Below are 19,380 nucleotides of genomic sequence, written 5' to 3'. Positions count from 1 at the left end.
TGATGTGCGTCAAATTAGTTGGATTCAGGAATTCATCGTTTCTGAACATTTCGCACAGTTGGCACGTCTTATAGGTGTGAGAGCGATGAAAGAAAAAGAAGCAACATTGATCGCGAAGGCACTCGGAGAGCCGAGCCGATTTTCCATTTACAAGCAAATTGCGGAAGGCGATGAGATCTACTGTGGCGAAGTCTGCAACAAGCACGCACTCTCGCCCGGAACGGTCTCACATCACCTCAAAGTCCTTACCGATCTCGGCCTTATTACATCGCGTAAGGAAGGGCTGAACGTTTACTACCGCTCCGCCCCGGAAAAGTTTTCAGCCTATCTCTGTTACCTGCAAAATCTCAACCGACATTAAGCCATACTGCGCCAATGTTTTCGACGTCGAAATAGCAGTACACTGTTCGGGTTGAATGCTTCTGGAACAGAGCGGGTTCGGGCGACGATGCGGCAACGCATGGAATACGCTGCGCTGCGCCTGGTCGTAGGATTGCTGCGCATGCTTCCCAGGAACACAGCGCGTGCTGTTGGTGCATGGCTTGGCACACTTGCAGGCCGACTCGCAGGCAGGCTTTCCTCCGCTGGTGAACAGAATCTTCAGATCGCCTTCCCCGGCATCACCGCCGCGGAACGCCGTGCCATCCTGCAAAAAACCTACCGCAACCTTGGTTGGCTGCTGGCTGAGTTCTGTCAGATGTCGAAGTATTCACCGGAGTTCGTGCAGCGAGAAGTCATGCGTTACGAAGGCCTTGAACATTACCAATCGGCCAAGGCAAAAGGAAAGGGTGTACTCATACTCACTGGCCATCTGGGCGCATGGGAGCTATCAAGCTTCGTCCATTCCCTGCTTGGCGAACAAATGGGTATGGTCATTCGCCGGTTAGACAATCCGCTGGTGGACGACTTCGTAAACAGCATCCGTTGTCTGCACGGTAATCGTGTCTTGCACAAGGACGACTTCGCGCGCGGCATCATCAAGGCGATGCATCGGGGCGAAGCAGTCGGTATTTTAATGGACACAAACATGACGCCGCCGCAAGGTGTGTTCGTTCCCTTCTTCGGCATTCCCGCATGCACTGGCAGCGGGCTGGCCCGCATTGCACGCAAGACAGACGCAGCGGTGGTGCCGGGATTTCTTCTTTGGTCAGATGAAGAGTCACGTTATGTCCTGCACTTCGGTGAAGGATTGCAACTGCAGAAGACGGACGATGCCGAAGCCGATGCACTGGCAAACACCGCATTGTTTGCCCGTGTTACGGAAGAGTACATCCGTCGCTATCCGGATCAGTGGCTGTGGCTGCATCGCCGCTGGAAGACACGTCCCGAAGGTGAGCCACCAATTTACAAGCGGCGCACTTCCTCGACTGAATCTGCACTGCCGGTATCGCGAACAGCAAAACAAGGTGAATTAGTTTGATGGCAACCATTGCAGAGATTGCAGAATGGACCGGCGGACAAGCTGTTTCTTCCCTCTCTGAGGGCAAGATCACGCGCGTCAGCGCTCTCGAAGATGCGGACATGGATGCAGCCGTCTTTGCCTCATCCGCAGATGTTCTGGAAGCGGCTCTGCAATCCCGCGCAGGCGTCATCCTTGCTTCTACGAAGATCGCCGCAGAAAAAAACGACAACCGAGTCGTGCTGGTGAAAGACCCACGACTTGCCTTCTCTATTGTTGGAGATCGTCTGCGCCCGGCAGCAGCCGCGGTAATTCATCCGACTGCAGTGATCGATCCGACTGCACAGATTGGCGAAAATACCAGCGTTGATCCCGGTGCAGTGATTGGCGCAGGCGTTCGCATCGGCAATGGATGCCTTATCGGTGCACGGGTTGTCATTGAGCCCGGCGTGGTTATCGGCAATCGCGTACGGATTCAGGCGGGAGCGATACTTGGCGCACTCGGTTTTGGCTATGCACGCAGGTCAGATGGCAGCTACCTGATGTTTCCGCAGCAGGGCGCACTGGTGATTGAAGACGATGTGGAGATTGGCGCAAACACCACCATAGACCGCGGTGCGCTGGAAGAAACCCGCATTGGCGCGGGGACAAAGATCGACAACCTGGTGCATATCGGCCACAACTGCCGCATTGGCCGCAACGTGATCATTGCAGCGCAGACTGGCATCAGCGGATCATCCGTAGTGGAAGATGGAGCAATCCTTGGTGGACAGGTCGGCATGGGAGAACACGCTACGGTCGGTCCCGGCGTGATTCTTGGCGGCGGCGCAGGCGTACTCAGCGGTAAGAAATTATTTGGGGCCGGACAGGTTTTCTGGGGACGTCCGGCGCGTCCTTTGAAGCAGTATCTGCGCGATCTGGCACGCCTGAGCCGGGGCCGTTAGTAATGGTCCAGCATCATAAAAACAAACAACGGCCCGCTCGTCATAGCGGGCCGTTGTTTGTTTTTATGATGCTGGATTAGTTTGCAACGTTCGTAGACGCGTCCATGTAGGCCACGTCGGTCGCTGTTCCCTGCACGGTGATGTTGGTGTTGTCGATCTCCGAACCATCAGCAGTGTTGAAAGCATGCACCTGACCACCATACGCGGTGTAAACCTTGTTCAGATTCTCCACCCAGCACAGCCCGGTTAGGCTGCCGTAGTAGTACTTGTCCAGGTTTTCATTCGGATACGGCACAGTCGTAGCGCCACCAGGCGTGACATTCGGAACAATGGCTGCAGCCCTGTTCGTAATGTCATAGCGTGTCAGGCAGTTGTAGTTCTGATTGTGCGCCTGACGTTCACCGCTGGCGCAATTGGAAGAACCGATCCAGAGCGTGTTGTTATCAGCGAAGAGCATCTTCGTGTGCGTTCCATCGGAGATGGAGTACGTCGCGGAGATGGTCTTCGTGGATAGCGGAATCACGGACAGGTTGCCACCGAAGAGGCCATCTGTCTGCAGCGACTGCCCTGCCACATACAGCGTGTTGCCATCCGAGATTGCGGCCGTAGCGCCGCCCGGAACCGCCGTGAAGCTGGTCACCGGCGAGACATAGGTGCTGCTGGGCGGATAGTAGTCGATGCGGAGCGTGTTCAGGTTGGCAAAGGACACACCGGCCACATCGTCACCCGTTGCTGACGTCCCGCCGCATTCGCGACCGCAGTTCAGGAAGTACACCTGCGATCCATCCGGCGAGAAGTATGCGTCGTACGGACGGTGAAAGCTGGGCTCGGAGACGGTTCCGTTGGTCTGTGTTGCACCCACCGGGACGATGCAGTACACCGGATTATTAACCGGCATACAGGTCAGCGAATTTGCAGGTGCCGGCTGGTTCCCGGACTGGTCGCTGTTCAGCTGCAGAACACGGTAGACCATATTCGAATTGCGCAGCATCAGCAGGATTACGCTGTGGGACGGATTTGCCACCACTTTGTACACGCTGGGAATCGGAAACGAGTAGGTCGCCATGACCGAGCTCGTTGTGGCCGACGACGTTGACGGAGCATTCATAACGAAGAGGCCACTGCTCTCTACCGCTGTCAGAACCGAATACACATCCTGCGACACAAAATACGAGGACAGAGCGCCCGTGGTGGCCGCCGTGGTGCCGGCTGCGGCTTCTGTCGAATAGTTAATCGTATTGATAGCACCATCCGAGCTGTACACGTAGCCGCGCATCTGCTCCGGATAGTTGATGATGCTCTTCGCATTACTGCTGTAAGCGCTAATCATCGTGGTGCTATTCGCTACATAGACGTTGGAACGGATATCGCGCTTGGCATCCAACACTTCCAGACCACCGCCAAGAAGCGATGCCTGCGAGATGGCGACCATCACGCGCTGAGTCAGCTTCGACGGCGGAACAGGACGACCGGCGAACTGATTCTCTGTGGTCTTATAGGGGCGATATCCACAACCCGTCAGGAGAACAACGACGGTGGCACACAGGAGGGCGGCTGCCGACCGCGCAACGGAAACACTCTTCAACGGAAAACCTCAATGTTGCTGCGGGAATCTCCCTGTCCGCAACCTGCCCAAGTATACCAAAGCAAACAGGCTGATTTGCAGAACGGGTACAGGTTGGACGAACCCAACTGTGAACCGTTGAACGAAGTAGGATAGGGAGACATCTATGTCTGAAGTTTCTCCGCCCACCACCGACCGTATTTTCGGCTCCCACCCCATCCTTTGCGATGGCGCCATGGGGACGATGCTGTATGCGCGTGGCATCTTTATCAATCGCTGCTTCGACGAATTAAACCTCAGCGAGCCGAAGCTGGTCCGCGATATTCATGAGGAATATCTGCTTGCAGGCGCGGAACTTCTGGAGACCAACACCTTTGGTGCGAATGCCATTCGCTTGAAGCGTTTCGGCCTGGAAGATAAAGTGGCAGAGATCAATGCCGCCGGGGTGAAACTCGCCCTCGAAGCCGCAAATGCTATCCGCGAAAAGCACGCACACCATGCCTATATTGCTGGCGCACTCGGCCCACTTGGCCTGCCAGAACCGGAACGCGATGCATCCATCATGACCGCCGCCTATCGCGAACAGGTTCAGGCACTTGTCGATGCGGGCGTGGACCTGCTCGTGGTGGAGACGATGACCTCTATGGCGGAAGCAAAAGCCGCCATCGACGCTATTCATCAGGTGAGCACCGATCTGCCAATCATCGCCATGGTCACCGTGACCGATGCGGGGAATGTCTCGGACGGCACGTCACCGGAAGAGGCGGCGCAACGACTGGCTGAGTGGGGCGCAAATGCCATCGGATGCAATTGCAGCGACGGCCCGCAGCTTGTGCTGGACACCATCGAACGCATGCGTCGGGTGACTTCGCTGCCCCTCGCCGCCATGCCTAATGCAGGTGTTCCCAGTTGCGTGGACGGCCGCAGCATCTATCTCTCCTCGCCGGAGTATCTCGCCAGCTTTGCCCGCAAGGCCATGCGTCTGGGTGCAACGATTATTGGTGGCTGCTGTGGCACCACGCCGCAGCACATTCGCGCCATGCGTTCCAGCGTGAAGGCGATCCAGTCGCAGGCGCAAGGTATAGCGCAGGTAGGAGATAAACCCACCGCCGCGCTGATCGCCCCCGCACCGTTGGCAGAGCGTTCACAGCTTGGCCGTCGCATCGCCACCGGCGAATTCATCACCATGGTGGAAATCGTCCCGCCCAAAGGCTTTGATTCCACGCGGGAACTCGAAGGCGCACGTATGCTGAAGCGGCTCGGCGTGCACGCCATCAACGTGCCGGATTCGCCGCGTGCCAGCACACGCATGAGCGCCAGCAGCCTGTGCCTTCAGATCGAGCAGAAGGTCGGCATTGAAACCATCATTCACTTCACCTGCCGCGACCGCAATCTCCTCGGCATCCAGAGCGATCTCCTGGGCGCGGCATCGCTCGGCATGAAGAACATCCTCTGCCTGACAGGCGATCCGCCGAAGATGGGCAATTATCCCGATGCAACCGGCGTCTTTGATGTTGATGCGGTCGGCCTGACTCGCGTTCTGCGCGACATGAATCATGGCCTGGACATTGGTGGCCAGAGCATCGGCGCCAGCACCGGGTTTGTACTGGCCTGCGCGGCGAATCCCGGCGTGCCCGATCTGGACCTCGAAGTCCGTCGCTTTGCAGCCAAGGTGGAAGCAGGAGCTGAGTTCGCCATCACGCAGCCGGTCTTCGATCTGAAATTACTGGAGACATTCCTGAAACGCATCGAAGGCTTCCGCATCCCTGTCGTCGCGGGCATCTGGCCGCTGACCAGCGTAAAGAATGCGGAGTTCATGAAGAACGACCTGAAAGTGCGTATGCCGGAGCAGATTCTGCATCGCATGGCCGCTCATGCCGGAACACCGGAGCAGTCGCGTGCAGAAGGCGTCCGCATTGCGCAGGAAATGCTGGCCGAGGCACAGCCCATGGTGCAGGGCGTTCAGGTAAGTGCTCCCTTCGCCCGCTATACCGCAGCAGCAGAAGTGCTGGAAGCTCTGCTGGTACCGATCACAGCGGAGTAGGATCAGGAAACGGACATGGCAACCTTTGAAGAGCAGCTGAAATCGCTGGAAAGCGTCGTGGAACGACTGGAAAAGGGCGACCTGTCCCTGGAAGAATCTCTCGCGCTCTTTGAACAGGGCGTCGCTCTGTCAGAATCCTGCAAGAAGGAACTGGATGCGGCGGAAGGCCGTGTCCAGGTCCTACTGCAACGTGGTCGCAAGATGGAAGCGGAAGATCTCGCGCTGAGCGAAGACGAGTAAATCGACTGCCTTGAAATCGCGCCTCCCAACAATCCATTTCGAAGAAGCGAACTTCGTGCGGAATCGCTATGGAGCGAAGCCCTGCGGAATGCGATACTCGAACTTCACACTGCCACTGGAACTGGGAGAACGCCTGCTTGGGTAAGCCACCGATCAGCGATACCGCGATGCGGAAGATATATGAAACCATGAAGGCGCTTCGCAGCGCAAAGCGGGAAACCTCCACCTGGACCGATGTGACACGCAACGTCAAAGCATCCGCAGTGGCAGAACCGGAGTCCCTGCTGGCCGGTATCCTTTCGCAGCTGCACCGTCGCGATACCGTAGTGACCGCTGGCAAACTTCCCCTGCTGAAGACCGCCGTGGAAAGCTACTTTCCTGTTTCGATTGCGTCACTCCATACCGTCGCCTGCAACGGCTCAACAGAGGAATGCGCCTCGGTCGCCGCAGGCATGGCACTGCAGTCCATGCATTCTGTGCGTGAACCAAAGCCTGTGACCATCGCCTTGTTACACGATTTCCCATCTTTGGTGGGGACATTAAAATTGATGGAATCCAATGACCTCCCTCTGCTGGTCGTTGTAAAAAGCGAGATCGAACCAAGGGCCCTTACAGAAAAGCGTATGAAGTCCACCCGGATTCCGATCCTTCCCGTCGACGCCGCCGATGCGGTGGCAGTATGCCGCGTGATGCAGGAATCCCTTCTGCGGGCACGCAATGGATGGGGCGGATCGGTGATTCATGCCATTGCCATGCCGGGCGCGACGGACTCCATCCTTGGAATGGAAGAACGCCTGCAAGCGCGTGGATTGCTCCAGGCTTAACCAAGGCAGAACATGCGGACACACATCACTCCACGCTGAATCCTTAATCAGGGTCAACGTGTCCTGTGGCCTGCAAGGCAGACGGATGCGGAAAAGCGCGCCATGCGTTTTTTTGGAACATCTTACTGCCGTTTCCAGCCATCATACGAGCAAGGCTCATTCCCCGTGAGGTCCGCTTGGAAGTATGTACTCGTGCAATTTTGAGATCGCAGCTGCTTGCCGTGCATCGGAGCATGGCAACCGCTGCTGTTCTTGGGGCCACCTTGTTGCCCTTCCACTCATTCGCCCAGCAACAATCCCCTCCCCCGGACGCACCGGCGGTACAAACCCCGAAGCCATCGCCAGTCGATCCATTGTCTGTGCCGAGCTATCCCCCCGCCAATCCGGTCCAGACATCTGCACCTCCACCCGCAGCTCCCCTGCCTCGCCCCTATACGGAGGCCGATAAGCCCGTCGTAGAAGCTGAACCCACCAAAGAACACCCAAATGTGGCCCGCAATGCCTTCAGTCCGGCCCCGATCCCTGCTCAATTCGACGATTATTGGCTTGGATCCCCATACATCGACATGGATAGCTGGGTTTACCCCGCGCTCCTGCGCCTGTATTCACGCGGCTATATTGATTCCGCGTTCCTCAGTCTGCGTCCATGGACCCGCCGCAGCGTCCTGCACATGTTGGAGAAAAGCGAAGGCGCCATCCGCGATGAAGGAGATACCGAATCCGAAGAGATTCTGGACAAAATTCTCTATGAACTGCGCGACGAACCATCGGCAAACGGCCTGACGAAACGTGGGCTCATAACCGGCGTTTCCTCTGCTTACGTCAGTATGCGGGGCGTGGGCGGCACCGTTCTGCGCGATAGCTGGCACCTGGGCCAGACCTTCATCAACGACTATGGCCGCCCCTACTCCAGCGGCTTCAACACCTATGACGGCGGCTCAGTTATCACCGAACTGGGGCCGTTTTCCCTGCGCGTTCGTGGCGAATACCAGCACGCGCCCGGATACGAAGGTTACAGCTATGCGCTGGCCAGTGCCCTCTCCAATCTGGATGGCATTTCCTACAACAATCCTTCGCAGGATTACTTCGGTGGAACCAATCGTCCCCAGGACACCATTCCCGAAGGGCCTGTGCCCGCGGTCAACCGCTTCCATCTGATCGAAGCGACGTTTGCAGCCCATGTCTTCAATCATGAAGTCTCCATCGGCAAGAGCGATGCCTGGCTTGGACCTGCTCTGGGTGGTGCCATGCAATGGTCCAACAACGCGGACAACATTTACGCCTTCCGTATCAATCGCGTGGAACCACTCCACATTCCTCTGGTCAGCAGGCTATTGGGAGATACGCGCTATGACTTTTTTGTGGGTAGCCTGAAGGGACACACTTACCCCAACTCCCCGTGGGCTCATTCGGAAAAAATTGATTTCGCACCAACGAAAAATTTTCAATTCGGCTTTCAACGAACGATCATCTGGGGCGGCAAGAAACACGGTCCCATCACGCTGCATACCTTCCTGAAGGGTTTCTTTGATTTCAACGACACAACGGTCCAGGAAAAGTATTCGCGCGACGATCCGGGCGCACGCTTTTCTTCCGTCACCTTCAGTTATCGCCTGCCGTTCGTGCGAAAGTTGGCGACACTGTACGTCGACTCCACAACCCATGATGATGTGTTTCCTATCAGTGCTCCGCGGCGCGCCGGGTGGCTCTCGGGCCTTTACCTCACGCGTCTTCCCTACGCACCCAAGCTCGATTTGCGCGTAGAGGGTGTGTACACCGACTTCGTCACCAGCAGGTCCACCGGAGGCCAGGGAAACTACTATGAAACCATTCAGCGGCAGGGCATGACGAACAGCGGAGTGATCTTCGGCCACTGGATCGGCCGCGAAGCCAAAGGCGGCCAGGCATGGCTTACCTATCACCTGAGCGGGAATGAATGGGTCTCACTACAGTACCTCCACAAGAAAAACGGCAATGACTTTCCTGCGGGTGGCACCACGCAGAACAGCTTCCGCGTCGATCTGGTAAAGCGTCTTACACGCGATGTGGAACTGAATGCCTGGTTTCAGGAAGAGCGATGGAAAGCTCCCATCTGGAAAGCAGGGCAACAGGGTTCCACCACAGCAGCCTTCACAGTAACGTGGTACCCCAGCCTGAAGACACCGCAGTAAATTCCGATGAAAAGCAGAAAGGGCATGGCAGTCTGCCATGCCCTCCCTTTCACTGCATCTCTCTACACGGTCGCCGCTACCCGCTCCTTGAAATAATCCATGGAAAGCTGCAGCCCATCGCGTAGATTCACCTTCGGCTCCCAACCCAGCAGCGTCCGCGCCTTCGTAATGTCGGGCTTGCGCTGCTTCGGATCGTCCTGCGGCATAGGCCGGTAGACGATCTGGCTACTGGAGCCGGTCACTTCCAGCACAGTCTTCGCGCAATCCAGAATGGTCCACTCCTCAGGGTTGCCAATGTTCGTCGGCAGCGGCTCTCCGCTTTTTGCCAACGCCACAATGCCGCGAATCAGGTCAGACTGGAAGCAGAACGAACGCGTCTGTAACCCGTCGCCATAGATCGTCAGGTCCTGCCCCTGGAGCGCCTGCATCATCAGGTTGCTGATCACTCGGCCATCATTCGGCTGCAGACGCGGACCATACGTATTGAAGATGCGTACCATGCTGGTCCGCACCTTATGGTAGTTGTGATAGGCCATGACGGTGGCCTCAGAGAATCGCTTCGCTTCGTCGTATACGGAGCGCGGACCGACCGGATTCACATGCCCCCAATAGGTCTCTTTCTGCGGATGCTGTTCCGGATCGCCGTAACATTCCGAAGTAGATGCGTGCAGAAATCCGGCACCGTACTTCTTCGCCACTTCCAAGGCATTCACCGTGCCATCCGAGCCAACCCGAAGCGTCTCCGGCCCCAGCTTCATGTAGTCCACGGGGCTGGCAGGAGATGCAAAGTTGAACACAAAATCCACTTCGCCAAAATCGAACGGCTTACAGATATCGTGCTGCTTAAACGAGAACTTCGAATTCGACTTCAGATGGGCCAGGTTCTCCATCGCGCCTGTGCAGAGATTATCGACGCCAATAACTTCGGCGCCTTCCGCCAATACGACATCTGTTAGATGAGACCCAAGAAAACCCGCCGCGCCTGTAATCAGAACGCGCTTCCACTCCCCCATGTCTTGCAATCCTTCCCGCTTACGCCTTCACCATTTCGCGGACTGGATGCGTCGCTGGGCGCCCTACGCTGTAATAGCTGATGCCTGCATCCGCGACCGTGGCCGGATCGTACATATTGCGACCATCAATCATGATGGAATAACGCAGCGCAGTACGCAACTTCTCCAGGTCAAGGCGGCCAAACTCTCGCCAATCCGTAAGAATCAGCAGTGCATCAGCATCTTCCGCCGCCGCATACGTACCGTCGGCATAGTGCATCTTGTCTGATTCAGGAAGCACAGCGCGCGTACGCTCCATCGCAGCCGGATCATACGCAGTGATCGAGCATCCTTCCGCCAGCAGCATCTTCACCATCTCAATAGCGGGGCTGTCTCGGATGTCATCCGTATCGCCCTTGAACGCCAGACCCAGCACGGCAAGTTTCTTGCCGCGAAGCGTCCAAAGTGCCGCGCGCACCTTTGCGAGGAAACGCTTCTTCTGGTTTGCGTTGATACGCTCGACTTCCGTCAGCAGCGAGAAGTCCACGCCCATCTGCTCTGCAACAGAACGGAACGCGGCCACGTCCTTCGGGAAGCAGGAGCCGCCATAACCGATACCAGGATGCAGGAAGCGCGGCCCGATACGCGTGTCCAGCCCCATGCCCTGCGACACCTGCTGCACGTTCGCATCGGTAGCTTCACACAGGCTGGAAACAGCATTGATAAACGAAATTTTCAGTGCCAAAAAGGCGTTCGACGCGTGCTTGATGATCTCCGCACTCTTCGTCGAGGTGAGTAGCAGCGGCGGCGGTGCATCCGCGGTGAAATCGCCAGGAATAATGGCTTCCCGCGTGTAGTACTCACCAGAGGTCAGCGGTGCATAGATTTCCTGCAGCAGCCGCGCAGCCCTCTCCGAGTCCGCTCCCACCACAATGCGGTCGGGGTGCAAAAAGTCTGACACCGCGGTCCCTTCCCGCAGAAATTCAGGGTTGGAGCAAACATCGAACAGGCTGCGATCCACACCGTTGCGCTCAATCGCGCGGCGAATCCATTCATTGGTATAGACCGGTACGGTGCTCTTTTCCACGATCACCTTATACGTCTTCAAATGGCGCGCAATTTCGCAAGCCACTGCTTCCACATAGGAAAGATCGGCATCCCCCGTCTCTGACTGGGGTGTTCCCACAGCAATAAAAATCGCGGCAGCCTTCTCCGTAGCTGCGCCCAGGTCCGTGGTGAACTCCACACGATTGTTGCGATAGCGATTCAGTAACTCTGGAAGATACTCCTCATGAATGAGGCTATCGCCGCCTTGCAGAGCCTTTACCTTCGCGGGATCGTTATCCACGCAAATCACATGATGCCCCATTTCAGCGAAACAAACGGCGGCAACAAGGCCAACGTAACCGGAACCAACCACTGCAATATCTACAGTCTTTCCCATGAAGAAAGCATACCGCACGGCATTGTCCACAGGCACCGAACAGGACAGAGGAATCATTGGTCCTAAGACCTTGGCCACGTGAACACTCCAGTTGCCACAAAGGAGGTTATGATCTTTGGAGATGCCGCCCCTGACGAATCAGCCATCCGAGAGCGGAATACCGGAACCAAACGCCGGTTTCAACTCTACCTCCGCTGAAAGCGCACTTTCTGAAGCTTTGAATGTGCTGCGCAAACGCAAATGGGTTCTCATTATTGCGGCTGTACTGGGCATTACGTATGCCCTCTACCAGGCCGCAACGCAACCCATCATCTACACCGCCAGTGGCAGGATCCAGGTGCGCAGTTCCAGCGCGCAATCGGCTCTGGGCCTGGGTATGGCAAACGGCATGGGAACGCTACAGACGGAAGATCTGGAAACAGAAGTTCTGATTCTCAGCAGCGAATCCCTGATGCTGACGGTCGCACAGGAGATGAACCTGGCGAACAATCCGGACTTCATGGACCCTGGCCCATACCGCAACATCAATGATCCCGCGATACGCGCCGTTGTGGTGGGAAAGATGAGCGGTGCCTTCCAGGTGGCGACTATCCCACGCACACAGATGATCCGCATCACTGTGACCGCCAGAAAAGCACAGCTCGCTGCCGATCTGGTCAACCATCTCATCAATGCGTATCAGCAGCGTTCTTTTGAAAGCCGCTTCGCTTCGACACAGCGTGTCTCCCAGTGGCTGCAGGGACAGCTGGACGACCTGAAACAGCAGGTAGAAGCATCGCAGGAACAGTTGATGGATCTCCAGAAACGTATTGGTGTTCTGGGACTTGGCGCGGATGCGAGCAAACCCGTCACCACACAAGTATCGGCCGCAATCGAGGCTCTTAGCAGTGCGGCCATCGCTGCCAAGGTGCAACGTATCCTTGCAGAATCCCGTTACCGGGTCCTCTCGACTTCCGACCCCGACCTGATGGAAAGCAACCTGCAGGCAGCTGGCGGCGGGGGAACGCAATCCGGATTACCCCGATTAAGGGATGACGCCGCACAAACCAAAGCGCAGATTGCCCAATCCGGCGTCACACTGGGGCCTAAAAATCCACAGATTCTCGCTCTGCAGGCGCACTTGCGTGAAGTAGACCGCGAAATCAAGGCGGAAGAGACACGTCTGGTCACCGAGGCGAAACAGGCGCTCGTCGCGGCGCAGGCGAATGAAGCGCAAACAGAAGCGGCGCTGGAAGACCAGAAAAATCAGTCGTACCATCTTCGCGATGACCTCGTGGAATACACGCTGCGTCAGCGTGACTACGAGACCAACCGCACGCTCTATGAGGAACTCCTTGCCAAACTGCGGAGCGCAAGCGTGCAGGCTGGCCTGGATGCCCTGGAGATTGACGTTGTCGATCCGGCCTTTAAACCGGTCGGTCCCACCATCACGCCACGCTCCAGCATCCTGGGCAGAGACCTCATCATGAGCCTGATCCTTGGGGTGATGCTCGCCTTCGCACTGGAGAGCCTCGACACCGGTATCCGGAGCGTTGCAGAGGTGGAACAGATTACGCAGCTTCCATCGCTCAGCATTATTCCCCGCGTGCGCCGGCTGCCCTCCGATGGCTCTGGTTCCATGAGCGTGGCCCAGACCAATATCGGGGTACTGGCCACATCCAAATCCCAGTTCTCTGAGGCATTCCGCTCACTTCGAACGGCGCTGCTACTGGCAACAACGGGCCACCCACCCAAATTCATCCTTATCTCCAGTTCAACGCCCACTGAAGGCAAAACTACGGTTGCAACCAATCTGGCCGCAATTCTGGCCCAGCGGGAAACCCGCGTTTTGTTGATCGACGCAGACCTTCGACGCCCCAACGTACATCATCGTTTTGGTTTGAACGGACGCATTGGTCTCTCCACGGTGCTGTCCGGCGGTGCGACGCTGGAAGAGGCGGTGAAAAACGTTCCCGAGGTTCCGAATCTGGATGTGCTGTGCAGCGGCCCAGTACCTCCCTTCCCCACGGAAATGCTTTCTTCCGAAAGCATGCATGAACTTTTAGTAAGGTGCGCGGAGTTGTATACCCATATCGTGATCGATTCCCCCCCGATTCTTTCCGTAACCGACGGTGTCATCCTGGCACGTCATGCAGATGCCATTGTCCTGGTCGTGCGCCACGGCAAGAGCAGCCGCAACGCCGTACGACGCTCGCGTGACCTTCTGATTCGGTCCGGTGCAGCCGTTACAGGCGTTGTATTGAATTCCGTAGACATCAATGCACCGGAATACCACGGCTACTACGGGTATTCGGGATACAGCTACTCCAACATCGATTCGGAATCGTGGGAATCACAGGGACGCAATGCCGAACGCAACGATAAGGGAGGCCAAGCATGAAGCGACTTTTTGACTTCATTATCCTTGCATCTCTTTTGTTAGGCGGAACAGCATGGTGCCATGCGCAATATACCGGCATCGCACCCACATCTTCGCCCGGGCTGAACGTCCATCATCCCCTGACCACGGATCAGGCCATCCTGTTTCCCTCGCAACAGAACCTGACCGTGTTGCCCAACGATGTCGTAACAATCTCCATCTTTAATGTCACCCCTACGTTTACAGATACGGAACGGGTATCGTTGGATGGCACCATTCATCTCCCCCTGGCGGGAGTCATACACGTGGGTGGCCTCACCATCACCTCTGCGGAACAGAAGATCGCACGCGTTCTGGAAGATAAGGAACTCTTTCGCGATGCGCAGGTGAATCTTGTGATTACGGATATGCCCGACCATGTCGTTACGCTGGTGGGCGCACTCGACAAGACATTCCCGATCGTGGGTCAGCGTCGTCTGTTGGATGTTCTTTCCGCTGCAGGCGGCCTGCCTGAGACTGCAAGCACCATCATCAAAATAGATCGGCCCGGATTGACCGACCCCATCTATGTGGACCTTGGCAACGATCCCTCAACCAGCGTTGCTGCCAACGTTCCTATCTTTGCAGGCGACATCATCACCACGGGGAACGTCGGCGCGTTTTATATCGTGGGCGCTGTCGCAATTCCCGGAGCACATGTTCTTTCTGGAGCCCGGCCCGTTACAGCATTGATGGCTGTCGCCACCGCAGGAGGCGCTACAGAAGTTGCCAAGCGGAATGATGCAAGTCTTGTTCGCACGATAGGCAATACCCGATCTGTGATTCCTCTTCCTTTGAAAGACATACAGGAAGGGAAAATCCCAGATCCGGTTTTGCAGGCGGATGACATCATTCTGGTTCCAACAAGCGCTCTCAGAAGCATCTTCCGCTATAGCAATGCAGCGGCTCTCGTCAGCCTGGCTGTTTCCATGGCTGCCATTCTGCGATAACCCGCTAGAGTCACAAAGCTTGATTGTTTCTGGAAACAACGCCTTATAGGAGATCATTGGCTTCCATGAATGACCGGATCCGTCTGGCCTATGTAGTCAGTCATCCTATCCAATACCAGGCTGAGCTGTTGCGTCGCATCGCAGCAGAACCAGGGATCGATCTGCATGTTTTTTACTGCTCCGACTTTTCTCTACGCAGCTACAACGATGCAGGCTTCGGCGTACCTGTGGCATGGGATGTGTCGCTCACTGACGGCTATCGGTTCACCGTACTTCCCCGCTGGCGCGATACACACACACCCTCACCCACCCGCCCCATTGCAAGAGGATTCTTCCGCGCTTTTCTTCAAGGCGTCGACGGCAAGCCGTTCGACGCGTTGTGGGTACACGGATACTCCACCGTGAACGCGTTGCACGCGCTGTTAGCCGCAAAGGCGCTCGGCATCCCTGTTTTATTACGCACAGACTCATGGCTGGGAGAGAGGCCGCGAACAGCGAACAAGCTGCGCCTGAAACGGCTGTTCTTCGATGCACTCCGCCATTTCGTGAACGGCATTCTTGCAGTCGGACAACGAAATGCCACCTATTGGAAACACTATTTAGGGGAACAGTTTCCTGTGTTTCTGATGCCCTACGCTGTCGACAATGCCTACTTCTCTCAGAGGACAATTCAGGCGGCTCCGCTTCGATCAGAGATGCAGAAAGAATTGGGTCTCGATCCTGGAAGACCGGTCATTCTTTATGCCTCGAAACTCATCCGTCGCAAGAATGCGGATCAGTTACTGGAAGCCTTTCTACAACTGAGAGACCGTACGACTCAGCGACCGTATCTGCTCATTGTTGGCGATGGTGAACTGCGCGAAATGCTGGAGCAGCGAACAGCCGCATCGGGTGCAACCGAGGATGTTCGGTTCACAGGCTTCCGCAACCAGAGTGAACTACCTCGCTTCTTTGATCTCAGCAGCGTCTTTGTTCTTCCCGCGCGCCACGAAGCCTATGGTTTGATTGTCAATGAAGCCATGGCCGCAGGATTGGCTGTCGTGGTCAGCGACGATGTCGGTTGCGCGGATGATCTGGTTTTCAACGGCGAAAATGGTTACGTATATCCCGTTGGCAATGTGGACGCACTTCGCGATGCACTCGAAAAAAGTCTGCGCTCCGGCGAAGCAGCGCGTATGGGTCAACGCAGTCGAGAAATCATCTCCGGCTGGAGTTACACCGAAGACCTCATCGCGCTGAAACAGGCATTGCGCAGTGTTACAGGAAAAGCTATCGGGAGCGGGCTCAATTAATGCGTATTCTGCACGTTATCGCCACGCTGGATCCCGCCGCCGGCGGCCCTATCGAAGGTGTGCGCACACTTTTCGGATACAAGAACGAAGGCTATGAAGGCGAAGCAGTCACGTTCGACGCACCAGGCGCACCTTATCTGCAGGGACTCCCCTTTCCGGTTTATCCTCTTGGACCACGCACTTCCACCTATGGCTACACGGCAAAGCTGTTGCCCTGGCTGCGCGAGAACCGGCATCGTTATGACGGTGTGATCGTCAATGGTTTGTGGCAATACACGGGTCTGGCCACCATGCGAGCCATGCGCGGCCACAAGCCGTACATGGTGTTCTCGCACGGCATGCTGGACCCGTACTTCAAACGCCGCTATCCGCTGAAGCATTTGAAGAAAGCCGTTTACTGGTATCCCGCGGAGTATTGGGTTCTGCGAAACGCCTATCGCGTACTGTTCACCACCACGAGCGAAGAAAAGCTTGCGGAAGAAAGCTTCGCCTTCTGGAAATGGAAGTCCCAGGTGGTGCCCTATGGCATCCGCGCTCCGCAGAGCGATCCTGCAGAGGACATCGCTGCATTCCTCCGTGTTGTTCCAGCCGTGGAAGGCAAACGCTTTCTCATCTACCTGAGCCGTATCCATCCCAAAAAAGGGTGCGACCTGCTCCTGCAAGCATTTGTCTCCATCGCGACCACCGATCCGGAACTCCATCTCGTCATGGCAGGCCCAGACGAAACTGGTTGGATACCCGAGCTACAAAAGATCGTGGACGAAGCTGGTCTTACCGACCGCGTTCACTGGCCCGGCATTCTGCGTGGTTCAGAAAAGTGGGGTTCCTTCCGCGCTGCTGAGGCGTTCATACTCCCCTCGCATCAGGAGAATTTCGGTATCGCAGTCGCAGAAGCTCTGGGAGCGAGGAAGCCTGTTCTGTTGAGCGATAAGGTCAACATCGGGGACATGATCCGCGACGAAGGTTGTGCTCTCATTGAGCCAGACACCGCCGAGGGGACTCGCCGGTTAATGGAACGCTGGATTGCATTGTCTACGGAAGAAAAACAACGCATGAGCGATGCAGCAGCGGAATGCTTCCGCACACGCTTCAATATGCTGGAGACCGCCCAAGCCATCATGGCCCTCTTCCAACAAGCGAAGAACGAAGGAGCAAACTGAATGGCGCGTGAAGCGGCCTACGTGGCTACCGACCATATCGACGAAAGCGAACACGCTGACCCGTATCTGCGTCCCGCATTCACGCGGCGCAATCGTGTCATGCGTGTGCTTTGGGGTGTGGTCTGGCTGCTTCTGTATCGACCGTCGCCGCGCCCCATGCACGGCTGGCGCTCCCTGCTACTGCGTATGTTCGGAGCCACGATGGGCTCAGATTGTCACTTCTACCCGAAATCAAAAATCTGGGCTCCGTGGAATCTCTTTTGTGCGGACCAGGTCACCGCTGCCGATGGCGTGGAGATTTACAACCCCGCTCCCATGCACTTTGGTTCACACGCCATCGTGTCGCAGGACGCCTATCTCTGCGGCGCGACACACGATTACAACCTGGCCGCATTCCCTCTGCTGGCCTACGAAATGCGTTTCGGTGCCTACTCGTGGGTATGCGCGCGAGCGATCGTGGGTCCTGGCGCCAACCTGGGCGAAGGCGCTGTCCTGGGACTCGGCTCCGTCGCCACCCGTAGTCTTGATCCATGGACCGTCCATGCAGGTTCCCCGGCACGCCTGGTCAAAGAACGCACACGCACACAGGGAGTCACACCCGCATGATCTCCGTTATGGTTCTCACTCTGAATGAAGAGCGCGATCTTCCAGGATGCCTTGAATCCATAGCATGGTCCGATGATGTCTGGGTACTCGACTCTTTCTCCACCGACCGAACCACAGCCATCGCAGAGGCGTCCGGTGCAAAGGTAGTGCAGCGCAAGTTCGATAACTGGGCCTCTCATCAGAACTGGGCCATGGAAAACATCCCATTCAAACATCCGTGGGTGTTTTACATCGACGCGGATGAACGGATGACCGAGGGGCTTCGCACCGCCATCCATCACGCAATAACAGCACAGAACGGACACGTTGCCTTTGAAGTAGAACGACGCGATTTCCTGAACGGAACATGGTTGAAACACGTCCAGCTTTCCGCCTGGTACACCCGTCTCTTTCAGCCTTCCCGAATGCGTTACGAGCGGCTGGTCAATCCCGTCTCCGTAGTCGATGGAACGACAGGACGCATCGCAGGCTATCTGGACCATTTCCCTTTCAGCAAAGGCATTACCTTCTGGATCCAGCGGCATAACGACTACAGCACACGCGAAGCGCAACAACTGCTACTGAATCAGGCAGGCGCTCCGCCCTTTCGCCTGCGCGACGCGTTCTTCGCTTCGGACTTTCAAACGCGAAGAAAGCAGCAGAAACAGTTGTTCTACCGGCTACCCGGACGCCCCGTTCTGAAATTTCTATTGATCTATTTCGCCAAGCGAGGCTTTCTCGATGGCAGCGCAGGCCTGACCTACGCTCTGCTTCAATCGATTTATGAATATTTCATCGTGCTAAAAACACGGGAGCTGAAACAGAATCGGCAGTAAAACATTTCGCAAAAGCAGAAGGTCTCCTGAGGAAGGAGACCTTTCTGCATGTCTGACGTAAAACGTCGTTTCAGAGGGCAATTAGCTGCGGAGCTTGGCCAGCAGGTCCGTCGGGTGCACTGGCTTGGCCAGAATCTCAAACTCATGCCCCTGTGCACGCGCCTTCTCCAGCAGGTCAGCCGTGGCGGCCTGTCCGCTGAACAACAGTATCTTGCAGGTGGGCAGTTTTTCCCGGATTTTGATGGCAGCTTCAATACCCGTCATGCCGGTCATGATCACATCTGAAATCAGCATGTTGGGTTGAAACTGATCAATGATTTCCACGGCAGATTCGCCGGAGTACACGGCCTTGGCCTCAAAGCCTGCCTGATTGAGGATGATTGCGAGAGTGTTGGCAATCACCTGTTCGTCGTCGGCAACCAGTACCTTCGGTTTGCTGGGGGTTGTCATATTAATCACAGTTCTACTTGACCCGGTGGCATAAGGCAAGTTTCTGGAAGTTGTTGTTTCACCGGAGGATGATACCCTCAGAGGACG

At 56.4% G+C, this 19,380-nt stretch carries 17 protein-coding genes; 13 read left to right on the top strand and 4 right to left on the bottom strand.

The features are described from left to right. Positions 1-4: 4 nt before the first annotated feature. The 3 genes from AB6729_RS02205 to lpxD all read left to right on the top strand — a co-directional run bounded on the left by AB6729_RS02205 (position 5) and on the right by lpxD (position 2,343). Positions 5-361, top strand: a complete 357-nt coding sequence (locus AB6729_RS02205) for an ArsR/SmtB family transcription factor (RefSeq protein ID WP_371079918.1) — start codon at positions 5-7, stop codon at positions 359-361. 87 nt (positions 362-448) lie between these two features. Next, positions 449-1,420, top strand: a complete 972-nt coding sequence (locus tag AB6729_RS02200) for a lysophospholipid acyltransferase family protein (RefSeq protein WP_371079917.1) — start codon at positions 449-451, stop codon at positions 1,418-1,420. After that, a complete protein-coding gene (gene lpxD, locus AB6729_RS02195; protein WP_371079916.1) occupies positions 1,420-2,343 on the top strand; it encodes a UDP-3-O-(3-hydroxymyristoyl)glucosamine N-acyltransferase in 924 nt (307 codons plus the stop codon). The genes AB6729_RS02200 and lpxD overlap by 1 nt, the downstream gene beginning before the upstream one ends. A gap of 76 nt (positions 2,344-2,419) precedes the next feature. Here lpxD and AB6729_RS02190 read toward each other — a convergent pair whose 3' ends face one another. Further along, positions 2,420-3,928 (bottom strand): hypothetical protein, encoded by a 1,509-nt coding sequence (locus AB6729_RS02190; RefSeq protein WP_371079915.1) that lies wholly within the window; start codon positions 3,926-3,928, stop codon positions 2,420-2,422. Between the two features lie 145 nt (positions 3,929-4,073). On the opposite strand from AB6729_RS02190, the gene AB6729_RS02185 reads away from it, so the two are divergent. The 4 genes from AB6729_RS02185 (at position 4,074) to AB6729_RS02170 (ending at position 9,186) form a co-directional block, all read left to right on the top strand. Next, positions 4,074-5,951: a bifunctional homocysteine S-methyltransferase/methylenetetrahydrofolate reductase gene (locus tag AB6729_RS02185; RefSeq protein WP_371079914.1), complete on the top strand. Its 1,878-nt coding sequence runs from the start codon at positions 4,074-4,076 to the stop codon at positions 5,949-5,951. 15 nt (positions 5,952-5,966) lie between these two features. Further along, positions 5,967-6,191 carry an exodeoxyribonuclease VII small subunit gene (gene xseB / locus AB6729_RS02180; RefSeq protein ID WP_371079913.1) on the top strand — a complete coding sequence of 75 codons (225 nt, stop codon included), beginning with the start codon at positions 5,967-5,969 and terminating at the stop codon, positions 6,189-6,191. Positions 6,192-6,379: 188 nt separating this feature from the next. Then, positions 6,380-7,015 carry a hypothetical protein gene (locus tag AB6729_RS02175; RefSeq protein ID WP_371079912.1) on the top strand — a complete coding sequence of 212 codons (636 nt, stop codon included), beginning with the start codon at positions 6,380-6,382 and terminating at the stop codon, positions 7,013-7,015. A gap of 233 nt (positions 7,016-7,248) precedes the next feature. Then, positions 7,249-9,186, top strand: coding sequence for a capsule assembly Wzi family protein (locus AB6729_RS02170; protein ID WP_371079911.1), 1,938 nt, complete (start codon positions 7,249-7,251; stop codon positions 9,184-9,186). A gap of 62 nt (positions 9,187-9,248) precedes the next feature. On the opposite strand, the gene AB6729_RS02165 is transcribed toward AB6729_RS02170, so the two are convergent. After that, positions 9,249-10,199: a UDP-glucuronic acid decarboxylase family protein gene (locus AB6729_RS02165; RefSeq protein WP_371079910.1), complete on the bottom strand. Its 951-nt coding sequence runs from the start codon at positions 10,197-10,199 to the stop codon at positions 9,249-9,251. A 19-nt stretch (positions 10,200-10,218) separates the two neighbouring features. Then, entirely contained in the window at positions 10,219-11,622 is a 1,404-nt protein-coding gene (locus AB6729_RS02160; RefSeq protein ID WP_371079909.1) for a UDP-glucose/GDP-mannose dehydrogenase family protein, read from the bottom strand. A 121-nt stretch (positions 11,623-11,743) separates the two neighbouring features. Between AB6729_RS02160 and AB6729_RS02155 the strand changes: the two genes are divergently transcribed. The 6 genes from AB6729_RS02155 (at position 11,744) to AB6729_RS02130 (ending at position 18,843) form a co-directional block, all read left to right on the top strand. Beyond that, on the top strand, positions 11,744-14,002 hold the full coding sequence (locus tag AB6729_RS02155) for a GumC family protein (RefSeq protein ID WP_371081179.1): 2,259 nt from the start codon (positions 11,744-11,746) through the stop codon (positions 14,000-14,002). Next, complete coding sequence (locus AB6729_RS02150) at positions 13,999-14,970, top strand: polysaccharide biosynthesis/export family protein (RefSeq protein WP_371079908.1); 972 nt, start codon at positions 13,999-14,001, stop codon at positions 14,968-14,970. The genes AB6729_RS02155 and AB6729_RS02150 overlap by 4 nt, the downstream gene beginning before the upstream one ends. 65 nt (positions 14,971-15,035) lie before the next feature. Continuing rightward, positions 15,036-16,262, top strand: coding sequence for a glycosyltransferase family 4 protein (locus tag AB6729_RS02145; protein WP_371079907.1), 1,227 nt, complete (start codon positions 15,036-15,038; stop codon positions 16,260-16,262). Next, positions 16,262-17,422 carry a glycosyltransferase gene (locus tag AB6729_RS02140; protein WP_371079906.1) on the top strand — a complete coding sequence of 387 codons (1,161 nt, stop codon included), beginning with the start codon at positions 16,262-16,264 and terminating at the stop codon, positions 17,420-17,422. The genes AB6729_RS02145 and AB6729_RS02140 overlap by 1 nt, the downstream gene beginning before the upstream one ends. Next, complete coding sequence (locus tag AB6729_RS02135; protein WP_371079905.1) at positions 17,423-18,028, top strand: putative colanic acid biosynthesis acetyltransferase; 606 nt, start codon at positions 17,423-17,425, stop codon at positions 18,026-18,028. Then, positions 18,025-18,843 (top strand): glycosyltransferase family 2 protein, encoded by an 819-nt coding sequence (locus AB6729_RS02130; protein ID WP_371079904.1) that lies wholly within the window; start codon positions 18,025-18,027, stop codon positions 18,841-18,843. Before AB6729_RS02135 ends, AB6729_RS02130 begins: the two co-directional genes overlap by 4 nt. A gap of 81 nt (positions 18,844-18,924) precedes the next feature. Here the strand turns inward: AB6729_RS02130 and AB6729_RS02125 are convergent, their stop codons facing one another. Beyond that, on the bottom strand, positions 18,925-19,293 hold the full coding sequence (locus AB6729_RS02125) for a response regulator (protein ID WP_334241463.1): 369 nt from the start codon (positions 19,291-19,293) through the stop codon (positions 18,925-18,927). Positions 19,294-19,380 lie beyond the last annotated feature (87 nt).

Source organism: Terriglobus sp. RCC_193, from assembly GCF_041355105.1.
In the GTDB taxonomy this organism is placed as follows: Bacteria; Acidobacteriota; Terriglobia; order Terriglobales; family Acidobacteriaceae; genus Terriglobus.
The sequence above is the reverse complement of the archived record's forward strand: the minus strand, read 5'-3'. Positions and strand labels throughout refer to the sequence as shown.